Source organism: Clostridium boliviensis (genome assembly GCF_033342255.1).
Lineage (GTDB): Bacteria > Bacillota > Clostridia > Lachnospirales > Lachnospiraceae > Lacrimispora > Lacrimispora boliviensis.
The window spans coordinates 16,018-33,030 of record NZ_JAWONS010000099.1; the positions used below are offsets into that span (position 1 = coordinate 16,018).

At 43.0% G+C, this 17,013-nt stretch carries 4 protein-coding genes; all 4 read left to right on the top strand.

What is annotated here, in order from left to right:
- Positions 1–12: 12 nt before the first annotated feature.
- Genes RZO55_RS03830 through RZO55_RS03845 form a run of 4 tightly spaced genes read left to right on the top strand, consistent with a single transcriptional unit; the run spans position 13 to position 16,970 of the window.
- Positions 13–1,287, top strand: coding sequence for a condensation domain-containing protein (locus RZO55_RS03830; RefSeq protein WP_318062965.1), 1,275 nt, complete (start codon positions 13–15; stop codon positions 1,285–1,287).
- Positions 1,288–1,313: 26 nt separating this feature from the next.
- Positions 1,314–15,089, top strand: coding sequence for a non-ribosomal peptide synthetase (locus tag RZO55_RS03835; protein ID WP_318062966.1), 13,776 nt, complete (start codon positions 1,314–1,316; stop codon positions 15,087–15,089).
- Positions 15,089–16,261, top strand: coding sequence for a DUF362 domain-containing protein (locus tag RZO55_RS03840; protein ID WP_318062967.1), 1,173 nt, complete (start codon positions 15,089–15,091; stop codon positions 16,259–16,261). Before RZO55_RS03835 ends, RZO55_RS03840 begins: the two co-directional genes overlap by 1 nt.
- Entirely contained in the window at positions 16,248–16,970 is a 723-nt protein-coding gene (locus RZO55_RS03845) for a thioesterase II family protein (protein ID WP_318062968.1), read from the top strand. Before RZO55_RS03840 ends, RZO55_RS03845 begins: the two co-directional genes overlap by 14 nt.
- Positions 16,971–17,013: the final 43 nt, after the last annotated feature.

Here is a 17,013-nt window from a genome sequence, read left to right on the forward strand (position 1 = left end):
GGGCAGTAAAAGATGGATGCAATCAAACTTGCAAGTTTATATTTTTTTGGAACAGAAGAATTCAATTCGTCCAATTGCATGATAGCAACAGTCAGCTTTAAGAAGAAAATTGATCCGGAACAATTGTATCCCAGCTACCGGGCACTGGTTATGGAAAATCCGCTGCTGCAGGCTAAAATGGTGGAACAGCCTGAAAAAAATACGTTTCAATGGAACCGGTTTCCAAAAGAGGAACTGAAAGTTTTGCTTGATTTTGAAAAGGAGCAGCTTTCTAAGTATTATACCGAGGAAGAGGTTTTGGAACGATATGATTCCACCAATTCCAGGCTGGTTTTTCACCTGTTTCCTGTAAATGAGAATACGATGGTATTTTCCATGCATCATGCCGTGACCAATGGCAGGGGACTGATATTCTGGATTAAGAAGTGGCTTGAATATTATTCGTGTGAAATTGACACAGTGCCGGAAGAGACGTCTGTCTCTCCCGGCTTAAGGGAACGGATTCTTCGCACCGGCAGAAAAATATCTGCCTATTTGTGGCTTCCTGTTTTTTTAACAGGCTTTGCATTCAATGTTAATAAGAAGGATAAAAACGAAACTTTAGATTTAAGTTATGACCAAAAACCGAAAAGAGGCAGAGGCTATGTGAAAAAATCCTACAGTTTCAGCGCTGAAAAAACCAGGGAAATATTACGCCAGAGCAGACGCCATGATATGACATTTGGCGAATATCTCTGTTACAGAATGACGGATGGATTATTGGAGCATGATTCCGGAAAACAGCGGGTGCTTGTCTCCATGCCTATGGACATACAGCCTTTACATTCCTATTCGCCACAGACCATGCATGGGAATTATGTAGCCAGCCTTCCGGCGCAGTTCTTCCGGGAGGGAGATTTGAGAAAACAGGTAAAAGAAGCGTTTCAATGGTTTAAAAGAGGAGTCCCGTACGGCTTGCTGCGTCTGGCAGCTGTTTTCTCCAATTCATTGAAAAAATACAAGAGGCTATGTTTAAAATCGTGTAAGAAAACCATGTCTGAAAGGGGGCCGTTGATGAATACGTCCATCACTCTTTCTAATCTTGGTGTTATATCATATCCGATTATGGAAAAATGGGTGGAATCGTTTTATATTTCTGTGAGAGCCCAGTCACTTTTCCTTTCGTCGGCTACCATTTCAGGGCGGTTAATGATGGAACTTTGCGTTTCAAAAAATCTTTACGATCCGGAAGAAGTTATTTCACTTTTCGACCGGATATTATCTGAGAAACATTTGTTAAATACATAGCAATAAAAAAGGGGAGATCAATCAGTATGGAAACAGGAATAAAAAACGTTACAGAATATCCGTTAAGCTCATACCAAAAGGACATATGGCTGGAACAGTGTATGTATGCAGGTAAGCCAATTTACAATATTGGCGGATATACAGAAATAAAAGGCGAAATTAATGTACCATTATTTAACCAGGCCATTCAGGTTTTTATCGACCGCAATGAAATGATGCGGGCTAACGTAATAGAAAGAGACGGAGTACCATATCTGAACATATCATCAGAGTCTTTGTATGAACTGCCTGTACATGATTTCTCCGGGAAGGAAAATTCCCGTGAGTTTTGCATGGAATGGATGCGGGGAGAGTTTCAGAAGCCCTTTGATATGGGAAACCGGCTCTTCCAGTTTGACCTGTTGAAATGGAACGATAACCAGTACTTCGTATTTATCAAAGCCTTTCATCTTATTATAGATGGCTGGGGATTTGTACTCACTCACAAACAAATCATAGAAAACTATAATGAATTATACACAGGGGGAAGAACAGAAGAGAAACCGGTCTATTTCTATCACGATTTCCTGCTTGAAGATCAAAGCTATCATAATTCAAAAAGCTTTATAAAAGACAGGGAATTCTGGATGGAAAAGTACTTAAATATTCCCGAACCTTTGTTTAAACGAAACGCAACCGGCACTGATCCGGACGGGCAGTCGGACTGGAGCGGCAGGCGTATTTTAAAGATAGACAGGGAATTATATAACCGGATTATTCGGTTCAGTGAAGAAAGGGGCTGTTCTGTCTTTCATTTTGTACTTGGAACCTTATTTACCTATTTCAGCAGAGTATGCGATAAGGAAGAGGTAGTAATCGGCGTACCGGTTCTAAATCGAAATAAAACAAAATACAAGCAGACGATGGGACATTTTGCCAATGTTATTCCGTTAAGGATATCTCCAGGAAGCGATATAAGCTTTCATGAGCTTATTAAGTATATTAAAAATGAGCTCATGGACTGCTACAGGCACATGAGGGTTTCCACAGGAGAAATCTACCGGTCTGTTTTCAGTACAACAATCGAAAAAAGCAGTCTTTTTGATATTTCATTTTCCTATGAAAAGCATGGGGCGACGGAAAGCTTTGTGGATGCTGAAATTGGAAGCCATGTAATGTTGCCCCATCATCATGAACGCAACGCTCTCACGGTCTATTTAAGAGAGTATGAGGATGCAGAAGTTTATATTGATTTTTCCTATCGAATGGATGTATTTGACAAATTCATTCCAATTGAACATGTGGTATCTCATTTTGATTTTTTATTCCGCCAGATATTGGATCATAACGAATGCAGCATATCAGAAATCGGCATTGTACCTGAATGGGAACAAAAAAAGATGATGGAAGAGTTTCATGCAGCAGCAGCGGATTACGAAAAAAACAAGACCATACATACGCTGTTTGAAGAACAGGTTTTAAAATACCCTAAACAGACTGCTGTGTGTTTGGAAGATCAGAAGCTTACGTACCGGGAATTAAACCAAAGGGCTAACCAACTGGCATGGACGCTGAGAGAGAAAGGTGTGAAAAAAGATCAGATCATTGCCATCATGACCGGACGTTCCCCGGAAATGATCATAGGTATGCTGGGAATACTTAAAGCAGGCGGAGCTTATTTAACCATTGATCCCAACTATCCTTCAGAAAGAATAAAGTATATGCTGGAAGACAGCGCGTCGGAAATTTTGCTGACTCAAAAGCATCTGAGGGATAAAGCGGATTTTAACGGAGAAGTGATCCTGCTTGATGACAGCCAAAGCTATAATGATAACAAAGACAATCCGGAGAACAGAAGTAAACCGGAGGACCTGGCATATATCATCTATACTTCCGGATCTACCGGGAAACCCAAAGGAGTTATGGTGAAGCATCAGGGAATCTTAAATCTTCAGGCCTTTTTTGTGCAGAAGCATGAGATGAATAAAAATGACAGAATGCTTCAGTTTGCAAGCAATTCATTTGATGCTTCTGTGTGGGAGATTTTCACCACCCTGCTGACCGGTGCCACCCTTTACTTAATACCCAAAGAAACCATAAACAATTTATTGGAATTTGAAAAATATATAAATAAGAACGGCATTACCATAGCATTGCTTCCTCCAACTTATTTGTCTAACTTAGAGCCGGGACAACTGCCCACTCTAACAAGGCTGATTACCGGAGGGTCCGCAATTACAAAAGAAATGGTGGAAAAGTGGAAGTCTGGGCTTACTTATATTAACGCTTACGGTCCGACGGAATACAGTGTTATTACTACTACATGGACATATAAAGAGGAAGAATTGGAATATGAATCGGTACCCATTGGAACTCCAGTGAACAATACCAGAGTATTTATTCTTGACAAAAAGCGTCATATGCTGCCAATTGGAGCCGCGGGTGAACTGTGCATTTCAGGTGACGGACTTGCAAGAGGGTATTTAAACCGTCCGGAGCTTACGAAAGAAAAGTTCGTGGATAACCCCTTTCAATCAGGAGAAAAAATGTACCGGACAGGTGATCTTGCCAAATGGCTGCCAGATGGTAATATCGAATTCCTGGGTAGAATTGACGATCAGGTAAAAGTCAGAGGTTTCAGGATTGAACTGGGTGAAATCGAGAGCCAACTGCTTAAAATGCCCCAGATCAAAGATGCTGCAGTCGTTGCGAAGGATGATTTGCAGGGCAATAAATATATTGCAGCTTATATTGTCTGGGAAGAAATATTACCGTTAGACAGGCTGAGAGCAGAGCTGTTACAGGAACTGCCGGATTATATGGTACCTTCCTGCTTTGTAAAACTTGACCAGATGCCTTTAACTGTCAATGGGAAAATTGACCGCAAGGCCCTCCCGGAACCTGACCTGACTATGGATACAAGTGCAGAGTACGAAGCGCCTTCTGATGAACTGGAAGAGGATATCTGCCGGTTGTGGAAGAAGATATTTAAGGCAGAGCGTATCGGAATCAATGATAATTTCTTTGCACTTGGGGGAGATTCCTTAAATGCAATTGTTCTTTCCTCTGAAATCCACAAAGAATTTAATAGTAACATCCCGTTAAAAGAGATTTTTGCAGGTCCCACAGTAAGGGAAATTGCGGCGTATCTAAGGAACGCAAAAGAGGATATTTATGCTTCCATCCAACCAGTAGAACAGGCAGAGTATTATCCCATGTCATCTGCCCAGAAACGGATATTTGTATTAGGACAGTTGGAGGACGGAAAGACAGTATATAACATACCTGGTGCTGTACTGATTAATGGCTATATTGATCCGGAAAAAACAGAAGCTGTTTTTAAAAAGCTGATTGCCCGTCATGAGACTTTAAGAACATCCTTTGAAATAATGAACGGGGAACCGGTCCAGAGAGTGCATGATCAGGCACAATTCAGTGTATCTTACAGGGAAGCACCCAACGAAAATACAGATAACCTGCTGAATGAATTTATAAAGCCCTTTGATTTAAACAAAGCCCCTCTTTTGCGGGCAGGTCTGGTGAAAACCGGAGAAAACAGGCATGTCCTTCTGTTTGACATGCACCATATTATCTCTGACGGAGTCTCCATGGAGATACTGATCCGGGAATTCACCACTCTTTATGAAGGAACGGATTTGACCCCTCTCAGACTTCAGTACAGGGATTATTCAGCATGGCAGAATCAGATGTACGAGAATGGAACCTTAAAAAAGCAGAAAGAGTTCTGGCTTAAGACCTTTGAAGGTGATCTTCCTGTACTCAACATGCCCCTTAATTATCAAAGACCGGCGGTACAGAGCTTCGAAGGAGACAGAATCAGGATTCATTTAAACCAGGAAGTTTCAAAGAAACTACAGGGTATTGCAAAGGATCATGGAGCAACCATGTATATGGTGCTGCTTGCAGCATACAATACACTGCTTTATAAATATACCGGACAGGAAGATATAATAGTCGGATCACCAATTGCGGGAAGGCCCCATGCAGATCTGCAAAATATGATAGGAATGTTTGTCAATACTCTGGCAATGAGAAACTATCCTCAGGGAGAGAAGACCTTCCAGGACTTTTTGGCAGAAGTCAGAGAAATGGCTCTCAGTGCGTATGAGAACCAGGATTATCCCTTTGAAGAGCTGGTAGAAAAGCTTAAATTGAAAAGGGATGTCAGCCGAAATGCCCTTTTTGATGCTTTTTTTGCCCTTCAGAGTGTAGATACTACAGCGTTTGTAATGAATGGGCTGGAAATGATGCCTTACAGCTATGATGTGAAAATGTCCAAATTTGACATTGCCCTGACTGCTAAAGAGGATGACGGGGGGATAGAGCTTGAACTGGCATACTGCACCAGGCTGTTTTGTAAAGATACCATGGAGAAGGCGGCAGTCCACTATGTTACATTGCTGGAAAAGATTGCCGCTAATCCCCAGACCCGCCTTAAGGATCTTCAGATGCTTAAAGAGGAAGAAATACAAAGAATTGTATATGACTTTAATGACAACTTTGCACAGTATGCCAGAGATAAAACCATCGTTCAGGTATTTGAAGAACAGGCGGAGAAAAATCCAGACCAGGCGGCTGTGGAATTTGAAGAAAGCAGCCTTACCTATGGGGAATTAAATTCACGTTCCAATCAGTTGGCAGGAGTATTGAGAGAAAATGGAGCAGGTACGGAAAAGACCATAGGTATCATGACTGAACGCTCAGTAGAAATGATAGTGGGAATTATGGCAATACTGAAAGCAGGAAGCGCTTATCTGCCCATGGATCCCCTTTATCCTGAAGCAAGAATCCGGTATATGCTGGAAGACAGCCAGACACAAATCCTGCTGACGCAGACGCAGTTACTAAATAAGGTGCAATTTTCAGGAAAAACACTGGACTTAAAGGATGAGTCATTGTATCAGGGAGACACAGCCAATATATCTCCCCTTAATTTCCCGGATGACATGGCCTACGTTATCTATACCTCCGGAACAACAGGTATGCCAAAAGGAGTCATAATTGAGCACAGGAATGTACTGAATCTTACAGCAGGTTTAAACAGGCATATTTACGGAACGTATGACAGGAATTTTAAAGTTGCCCTTGTGGCGCCCTACGTCTTTGATGCATCGGTCAAACAGATTTTTCCGGCTTTGCTGCTGGGGCATACAATTTGCATCGTTCCGGAAGAAGCAAGGCTGGACGGCATGAATCTGCTCCGTTACTATAAAGAACATTCCGTGGATGTCTCTGATGGCACCCCGGCACATATCCGTTTTCTGGAGAATGCAATGCAGGAAGGAGCAGATGCTTTAACGGTAAAACATTTTGTAATCGGCGGTGAAGCGCTGGGGATAGAAACGGTAAAGAGTTTTTATGACCGGATTTCCGGAGAAAAACCAAGGATCACCAATGTTTATGGTCCTACAGAATGCTGTGTGGATTCCACCTTGTTTTCCATTGATTATGAAGCTGCAGCCGGACTGAACTCCATACCGATCGGAGCGCCGATTAACAATGTCCAGGTCTACATTCTTGGAAAAGACAGAGAGGTACTTCCGGTTGGCACAGCAGGAGAGCTGTACATATCCGGTGACGGAGTAGGAAGAGGCTATCTAAACAGATTAGAACTGACAGAGCAGAAATTTGTGGAAAATCCATTTGTTCCCGGAAGCAGGATGTACCGGACAGGTGATTTGGCAAGATGGCTGTCTGATGGTACGATTGACTTCCTTGGAAGAATTGACTATCAGGTAAAAATCCGCGGATACAGGATCGAACTGGGAGAGATCGAGAATCGTCTGCTGAACCATGAGTCAGTCAGGGAAGCCGCAGTGATTGACCGGGAAGACGGATACGGAACAAAATATCTCTGTGCATATATAGCAGGAAAAGAAGATCTTACGCCAGGTAAACTGAGAGAGTTTCTGCTAAGGGATTTGCCTGAGTATATGGTACCGTCCTATTTTATTCAGCTTGAGAAGCTGCCCCTTACATTCAACGGAAAGCTTGACAGAAAGGCACTGCCGGAGCCGGAGGGCCGGATTGATACCGGTGTGGAATACGAAAAGCCGGAAGGAATGGTGGAAGAAAAGCTGGCGGAGATCTGGCAGGAAGTATTGAAAATCCAGAAAATCGGCAGAATGGATAACTTCTTTGAACTGGGAGGACATTCCTTAAAAGCGACCGTGCTGGTTTCCAGAATCCATAAGGAATTCAACATCAACATACCGTTAAAGGCGATTTTTGAAGGACCCACAATAAAGGATACTGCAGAATACATTAAAAATGCAAAAGAAGATATTTATGCTTCCATTAAAACAATGAAAAAAGCAGAATACTATCCCATGTCGTCTGCCCAGAAGAGAGTATATGTATTGGGCCAGCTGGAGGACAGCAAGACGGTCTATAATATGCCGGGAGCGGTCTTGATTGAAGGCGGTGTTGATAGGCTAAAAACAGAAGCTGCGTTTAAAAAACTTATCGAACGTCACGAGACTTTGAGAACTTCTTTTGAAATAATGGATGGAGAGCCGTTACAAAGAGTGCACGATGAGGCGGAATTTTGTGTGTCCTGTAAAGAGGCACCAGGAGAAAAAACAGAAGATTTGCTAAATGACTTTATAAAGCCTTTTGATTTAAGCAAAGCCCCCCTTTTAAGAGTAGAATTGGTAAAGACCGAAGAAAACAGTCATGTTCTTTTATTTGATATGCACCATATTATCTCCGACGGAGTCTCCATGGAAATCCTGATCCGGGAATTTATCACCCTTTATGAAGGCACGGATTTAAATCCGCTCAGACTCCAGTACAGAGATTATTCGGCTTGGCAGAATCGGATGTACGAAGATGGAACCTTGAAAAAACAGGAAGATTACTGGCTGAAGACCTTGGAAGGTGAAATTCCGGTACTCAATCTGCCCCTTGATTATCAAAGACCGGCAGTACAGAGCTTTGAAGGAGACAGAATCAGGTTTCATTTAAGCCAGGAGATTACCGGGAAACTTCAGGGTGTGGCCAGGGAAAACGGCGCAACCATGTACATGGTACTGCTTGCAGCATATAACACACTGCTTTATAAATACACCGGACAGGAAGATATGATAGTCGGATCGCCCATTGCAGGAAGACCTCATGCAGATCTTCAGAATATTATTGGAATGTTTGTTAACACTCTGGCAATGAGAAACTATCCCCAGGGAGAGAAGACCTTTGAGGGATTTTTGACGGAAGTCAGAGAAATGGCCCTGGGTGCGTATGAAAACCAGGATTATCCCTTTGAAGAGCTGGTGGAAAAGCTTAAGCTGAAACGGGATGTAAGCCGGAGTGCCCTTTTTGATGCTTTCTTCGCGCTGCTTAATGTGGATGCAGCAGCACTGGTAATGGATGGACTAAACATCACGCCTTGCAGCTATGAAGTGAAGATGTCCAAATTTGACATTGCCCTGACTGCGAAAGAGGAGGAAGCGGGGATAGAGTTTGAACTGGCATACTGTACCAGGCTGTTTAAAAAAGAAACCATGGAGAAAGCCGCAATCCACTACAGCGCGTTGCTGGAAGAAATAGCCAAAGACCCAAAGACCCGGCTTAAGGATCTTCAAATGCTTAAAAAGGAAGAAATTCAAAGAATTATATATGGCTTTAATGACAACTCTGCAGAGTATTCCAGGGATAAAACCATCATTGAGGTATTTGAAGAACAGGCAGAGAAAAATCCTGACCGGGTGGCTGTGGAATTTGAAGAAAAAATCCTGACTTATGGAGAATTGAATGCGCGTTCCAATCAGCTTGCCGCAGTATTGAGAGAAAATGGAGCGGGTGTTGACAAGACGGTAGGTATCATGACAGAGCGCTCGGTAGAAATGATAGTGGGAATTATGGCAGTACTAAAAGCAGGAAGTGCTTATATGCCGGTTGATCCCCTTTATCCGGAAGCAAGAATCCGGTATATGCTGGAAGACAGCCAGACGGAAATCCTGCTGACGCAGACGCAGTTACTGGACAAACTACAATTCTCTGGAAAAACACTGGACTTAAAGAATGAGGCATTGTATCAGGGAGAGGCAGGCAATATAGCTCCGGTTAATACTCCCCAGGACATGGCTTACGTCATCTACACTTCAGGAACTACAGGTATGCCAAAAGGAGTCATGATCGAGCACAGGAATGTGCTGAATCTGACAGCAGGTTTAAACAGGCATATTTACGGAAAGTACGACAGGAATTTAAAAGTTGCCCTTGTGGCACCCTATGTCTTTGATGCATCGGTTAAGCAGATATTTCCGACTTTGATGCTGGGTCACACACTTTGCATCGTTCCGGAAGAAGCAAGGCTTGATGGCATGAGTCTGCTCCGTTACTATAAAGAGCACTCCGCAGATGTCTCTGATGGTACCCCGGCACACATCCGTTTTCTGGAGAATGCTATGCAGGCTGGATCAGATGCTTTAACAGTAAAGCATTTTGTAATCGGCGGTGAGGCGCTGGGGATAGAAACGGTAAAGAGTTTTTATGACCGGATTGCAGGAGAAAAACCAAGGATCACCAATGTTTACGGTCCTACAGAATGCTGTGTGGATTCCACCTTGTTTTCCATTGATTATGAAACCGCAGCAGGACTGAACTCCATACCGGTCGGAGCGCCGCTTAACAATGTCCAGATCTACATTCTTGGTAAAGACAGAGAGGTACTTCCGGTTGGCGCGGCAGGAGAGCTGTATATATCCGGTGACGGAGTGGGAAGAGGATATCTAAACAGATTGGAACTGACAGAGCAGAAATTTGTGGAAAATCCATTTGTTCCCGGAAGCAGGATGTACCGGACAGGGGATTTGGCAAGATGGCTGTCTGATGGAACAATCGAGTTTCTCGGAAGAATTGATTATCAGGTCAAAATCCGCGGATACAGGATCGAATTGGGTGAAATTGAGAACCGGCTGCTCACCCATGAGTCAGTCAGGGAAGCCGCAGTGATTGACCGGGAAGACGGATACGGGACAAAATATCTCTGTGCATATATAGCAGGAAAAGAGGAGCTTACAACAGGGGAATTGAGAGCATACCTGTTAAAGGATCTTCCTGACTACATGGTGCCCTCCTATTTTATCCGGCTTGAGCAGCTGCCGCTCACCTTTAACGGAAAGCTTGACAGAAAGGCACTGCCTGAGCCGGAGGGCAGGATCGATACCGGTGTGGAATACGAAAAGCCGGAAGGAATGGTGGAAGAAAAGCTGGCCGTTATCTGGCAGGAAGTGTTAAAAGCTGAGAAGATCGGGAGAATGGATAACTTCTTTGAACTGGGAGGTCATTCTTTAAAGGCTACCGTGCTGGTTTCCAGAATCCACAAGGAATTCAACATCAACATCCCGTTAAAGGAGATCTTTGGGGGACCGACAATTGCTGAAATGAAAAAATACATAGAAAATGCAAAGGAAGATATCTATGCATCCATTGAACCGGCAGAAAAAGCGCAGTATTATCCAATGTCCTCTGCGCAGAAGCGGGTCTATGTATTAAGCCAGCTGGGAGGGAATGGAATTACCTATAACATGCCTTCTGCATTGCGGATTGAAGGTAATATTGATATAGAACGTCTGCAGGCGGCATTCAGACAGATGATTGAGCGCCATGAAACCTTAAGAACATCCTTTAAAACAATAGATGGTGAACTGGTCCAATGGGTGGACACCCATGTTGATTTTGCAGTCGGCTGTGAAGAAGCCGCAAAAGAAGAGGGACAGGATATTGTCCGTAATTTTGTAAAGCCTTTTGACTTAAGTAAGGCACCTCTTTTGAGAGCTGAACTGGTTAAATTGAAAGATGAAAGTTATATCCTGATGTTTGATATGCACCACATCATTTCCGACGGAGTTTCCATGGAGATACTGCTGAGAGAATTCTGTGCTCTTTACGAAGGGAAGGATTTAAAACCACTGCAGCTTCAGTACAGGGACTACTGCGTATGGCAGAACCAGATGTATGGGAATGATTCAATGAAACAACAGGAAAATTACTGGCTGAAGACATTAGGAGGTGAAATACCCGTACTTAACATGCCGGCTGATTATAAAAGACCGGCAGTGCAAAACTTTGAAGGAGGCAGAGTTCGTTTCCACTTAGGCAGCGAAATTACAGGAAAGCTTAGTGAAATTGCAAAAGAAAACGGAGCAACCATGTACATGGTACTTCTGGCAGCTTACAACACGCTGCTTTACAGATATACAGGGCAGGAAGATATTATAGTTGGTTCCCCTATTGCAGGACGGCCTCATGCAGATCTGCAAAATATAATAGGGATGTTTGTTAACACCCTGGCAATGAGAAATTACCCTCAGGGAGAAAAGACATACCAAAAATTTCTGGCAGAAGTCAGAGAAATGGCCCTGGGAGCTTATGAAAACCAGGATTATCCTTTTGAAGAGATTGTAGAAAAACTGGGATTAAAGGGAGACATGAGCAGAAATGCTTTGTTTGATACCATGTTCGCACTTCAGAATATGGAGACCGGAAAATTAGAACTGGCTGGAATGAAAGCCGCTCCTTATGGCAACGGGGTTCCTATATCCAAGTTTGATATCACTCTTGCTGCTATTGAAACACAGGAAGGTATTATATTTGAACTGGAATACGGGATTAAGCTGTACAAAAGGGAAACAATGGAAGCTCTTTTACAACACTTCGTCAATATTTTGAAAGAGGTGGCAGAAAATCCTCAGGTGAAGCTGAAGGACATTCAGCTTCTTGATGAAGAAGAACGGAAAAAAATATTATATTGCTTTAACAGGACAGCTGAGCCGTATCCAAAACGCAGTACCATTCATGGAGCCTTTGAAGAACAGGTCAGAAGGGTTCCGGATAAGACAGCGGTAGTCTTTGGTGAGAGCAGTTTAAGTTATCTGGAACTCAACAAAAGGGCCAACGGCGTGGCTAAAATACTGAACAGTAAGGGCGTGGGAACAGATAAGATTGTCGCCATTATGGCGGAGCGCTCCCTGGAAATGATCGTTGCAATGCTTGGAGTATTAAAAGCAGGAGGAGCCTATCTGCCTGTAGACCCTAATTATCCGGAGGACAGAATCCGGTATATGCTGGAGGACAGCGGTGCAGCGGTAGTCCTGACACAAAGGCATTTAGAGGAGAAAGCTGTGACTGACATAGAGGTGATTTTCCTCGATGACCAATTTGGTGAATGCGGGGAAAACCCTGAGGACTTAAGCAGTGCGGGTGATTTAGCGTATATTATCTACACCTCAGGTTCAACGGGAAAACCCAAAGGAGTTATGGTAGAACATCATGGAATCATAAACCTCCGGAATTATTTTAAGAGATACTGGAAGGTGGACGAAAATGAGCGGATGCTTCAGTTTGCAAGCAGTTCCTTTGATGCATCGGTATGGGAGATCTTCACCAGTCTGCTGGGAGGAGGAACCCTGTATCTGATATCAAAGGACACCATAAACAACTTAAATGAATTTGAAGCATACGTCAATGAAAAGGGAATAACCATAGCTTTGCTTCCGCCTACTTACTTAGCTGGAATTGAACCGGGAAAACTGCGCACACTGAAAAAACTGATTACCGGCGGTTCCGCTATTACAAAGACTCTGGTGGAGCAATGGAAAGACAGCGTTGAATATATGAATGCCTATGGTCCAACGGAATACAGCATTATAACCTCCGCCTGGAAGTACAGGGAAGAAGAGATGTGCTACGGTTCCGTACCCATTGGAAGACCTGTGGACAACACGAGAATCTATATCCTTGACAAAAATGGCAATGTGCTGCCTGTAGGTGTACCAGGTGAATTGTGTGTAGCCGGAGATGGAATTGCCAGAGGTTATTTAAACAGACCGGAGCTGACAGCTGAAAAGTTTACTGCTGATCCATTTCTGGCCGGTGAAAGAATGTATCATACCGGTGATTTAGCCAGATGGCTTCCGGATGGAAATATTGAGTATATGGGAAGAATTGACGATCAGGTAAAGATCAGGGGCTTTCGGATCGAGCTTGGAGAAATTGAAGCCAGACTGCTTCAATGTCCATCTGTTCGTGAGGCAGTGGTGATAGCCCGTGAAGACAGTCATGGAGATAAGTACCTTGTTTCCTATTATACGGGAGAAAAAGAACTGGAAGCTGCAAAACTGAAGGAACAGATGGCAGAAGCATTGCCGGACTATATGGTGCCGTCCTATTTCGTACAGTTGGAGGCGATGCCTGTGACTGCCAATGGTAAGATCGATAAAAAAGCATTACCGGAGCCGGAGAAAGGCGGAAATGGGGAATCAGAGTACATAGGGCCTAGAAATGACACAGATGCTAAAATCCAGAAAGTATGGCAGGAGGTCCTGGGAATCGGGCAGATCAGTATCGATGACAACTTCTTTATGCTTGGAGGCAATTCCATTAAAGCGATCCAGACCGTATCCAGACTGGCAATGGAGTTTGAAATAGAGATCAACGACATTTTCAAGTGTCTGACCATACGGGTTTTATCGGATCATATCAGATATTCCAAAGACAGGCTGAAGAATGCCCTGAATGCCTATAGAGAAGCGGCTGTTACAGCACAAAGCGGTGTGTCTGCCTTAGATGAAGGAATAGAAAAGCGAATCATTAAATATAAGACCAGAATCCAGAAGTATAAGAAAATGGATTTATCAGAAAAAGCAAATTACAGCAATATTCTACTGGCTGGAAGTACTGGTTATTTGGGAATACACATTTTATACCAGCTGTTAAAGAATACCAATTATAAGATTTATGTTACAATCAGAAGTAAGGATGATAAAGAAGCATGGGAACGGCTCTGTAAAAAACTTGAGTATTATTTTAAGCCGGATGTGCAGCTAAAGAATATATTAGAGGACAGAGTCTGTGCATTCTCAGGAGACATAGCAAAGGACAAACTGGGCTTAAGTCAAAAACTGTATGAAGTACTGGCAGATAAAATTGATGTGATCATTAATTCCGCGGCAAACGTGAAGCATTATGGACACTACTCTGAGCTTTATGATGCAAATGTGGCAGGAAATGACAGGTTGATTGAATTTGCCCGTACAGGAAAGAAAAAAGCGTACAACCTTATTTCAACAACCAGCATAGGAGAAGGAACCATAGAGGGAAAAGCAAGAGAGCTGTTTACCGAATACGATTGTGATCTGGGGCAGAAATCGGAAAATTACTATTCACAGACTAAATTTGAAGCAGAGAAGATGGTTGTAAAAGCCAGGGAAGAAGGAGTAAATTCCAATGTGTTCCGGGTGGGTAATCTGGTGTTTGACTCTGGCACGGGTGTTTTCCAGGAAAATATTACAAACAACGCATTCTATTCTGTGATTAAATCCTGTATTAATCTTGGCTGTTTTCCGGAGACGACAGAAAAGAACATTAATTTTTCTTTCATCGATCAGGTAGCCGAAGCGGTTGTACTGCTGTTTGACAGGAAAAAATTGCAGAATGAAACGTATCACCTGTATAACAGTTACACTGTGAGTATGAGTTACGTTGCTAAGCTGATCAATCAGGCTGGGGTGAAGGTCCGGATCATTCCTCCGGCAGAGTTTGTGGAAAATCTGCTTAAAAGGTATGATGAGGAAGACAAAACGGATGATATTACGCAGATCCTTGTCCACACCAATATGTTATCCGTAAGTATGGACAAAACATCATTTAACCTGTTAAACAACAAAACGGATGAAATTTTGAAGGCAGTCGGATTTAAGTGGTTGAGGCTTGACCAGAAAAAAGTAAAATTAATGCTTGAGCATTGTATAAAAGTGGGATTTATAAATATGGATGATGGCAAAATGGAGAGTAAATAATGGAGAGTGTAAGTATTATCCAATGTGAGAATTATGAGTATGAAAAAGTAGAGCATGCAGTTTTTGAGTGTCTGGATCATTTGACAGAAATGAAATGCATGATTAAAAAAGGGAGCAGAGTTCTGGTCAAAGTAAATCTGCTGAAAAAAAATCTGCCGGAGGATGCCGTAACAACCCATCCGGCTGTTGCGGAAGCGATTGTAAGATATCTTCAGAAAATGGAATGCAGCGTGGTTTTGGGAGACAGTCCGGGAGGTGCTTTCACGCAAAAGCGGCTGGAGGATATTTACCGGGCCTCCGGTATGCAAAATGTTGCACGGAATACAGGCTGTGAGTTAAATTATGATACCTCTGAGGCAGAGGTATCCAATCCCAAAGCAGAGAAATTAAAACACATGAACATCATAAAAATAGTGGAAGATGTGGACTTTGTCGTATCAGCAGCAAAACTTAAGACACATGGTATGATGACGTATACGGGAGCAGTAAAAAATTTGTTTGGTGTCATACCCGGGCTCACCAAGGCGGAATATCATTTAAAAATGATTTCCATTGAGAACTTTGCCGAACATCTGGTGGATATCTGTGAATATGTTACTCCTGTTTTTTCAGTTATTGATGCGGTAGATGGCATGGAAGGCGATGGCCCTTCTGCAGGGAAAAAAAGGCACGTGGGACTGATAATGGCGTCTGAAAGTCCTTATGTGCTTGATGTTGCCGGCGCTCATTTAATCGGGCTTAAGTCAGAGCAGGTCCCCACAATCCAGGCTGCAGTTAAGCGGGGACTGTGCAGCCCAAATGTGGAGGACATAACCGTATTGGGATGTCCCTTTGAATCCGTAAAAATACCTCCGTTTCTGCTTCCAAAATCCTTTGATCAGGATTTATTTGGCAGGAAAGTTCCCGGATTCTTAAAACAGATTCTGACCGATGCATTACGGGCAAAGCCGGTCTTTGACTATAATAAATGCATTTCCTGCGGCGAATGTAAAAGGGGCTGCCCTGCAGGTATTATTGACATGAGTTCCGGAAAACCAAAACCGGATTTAAGTAAATGCATCAGCTGTTTCTGCTGTCATGAGTTATGCCCGGTACAGGCGGTGGATATAAAAAGACACTGGCTGAACCGGAAGCTTTTTGACCGGAAGGAGGGTAAACATGAGCAGGATTAAACTGTTTTGCCTGCCTTATGCAGGAAGCTCCGCCATGATATATTACCAATGGAGTAAATTCCTCAGTCAGGACATTGATCTGCAGCCTGTGGAACTGGCAGGAAGAGGGAGCAGAATGGATGCCCCTTTATATGATAGTATTAATGGAGCAGCACAAGAGGTGTGCTGTTCCATAAAAGATCAGATCACAGATACGCCATATGCCATATTCGGGCACAGCATGGGCAGCTGGATTGCGTTTGAATTGTACCATGAAATCATAAAGTCCGGTCTCCCCTTGCCGGAACATGTTTTCTTCTCAGGAAACCGGGCACCTCACCTGAATATCAGAAGAAATAAAATTATTCATAATCTTCCAGAGAATGAATTTAAAAATGCCATATTAAAACTGGGAGGGACACCAAAATCGGTTTTTGAAGACAAAGCGCTTGCTGATATCTTCGTTCCTTTAATCAGGGCGGATTATAAAATCACGGAGACATATCAATACTTACCTGGAAGAGATAAAATTCAGTGTGGAGTTTCGGTTTTATGCGGCAGGGAAGATTCAATTTCACAGGAAGACATGGAAGCGTGGAGAAAACATGTATTAAATAAGACGGATATTGTATATTTTGACGGTGGTCATTTTTTCTTAAACCAGAATATCGGAACCGTCACCTCCTATATTAATCAGACGCTTAAAAGGGCTGATTGTCGTGTGTCATAGGATTTTTGTGAATTCTATGGTGTGCAGCTTGACGTTTGGAGGA

Bases quoted from the DNA above. Each gene is read 5' to 3' on its own strand.
- RZO55_RS03830 (WP_318062965.1), top strand. From the start codon at position 13: ATGGATGCAATCAAACTTGCAAGTTTATATTTTTTTGGAACAGAAGAA.
- RZO55_RS03845 (WP_318062968.1), top strand. From the start codon at position 16,248: ATGAGCAGGATTAAACTGTTTTGCCTGCCTTATGCAGGAAGCTCCGCC.
- RZO55_RS03840 (WP_318062967.1), top strand. From the start codon at position 15,089: ATGGAGAGTGTAAGTATTATCCAATGTGAGAATTATGAGTATGAAAAA.
- RZO55_RS03835 (WP_318062966.1), top strand. From the start codon at position 1,314: ATGGAAACAGGAATAAAAAACGTTACAGAATATCCGTTAAGCTCATAC.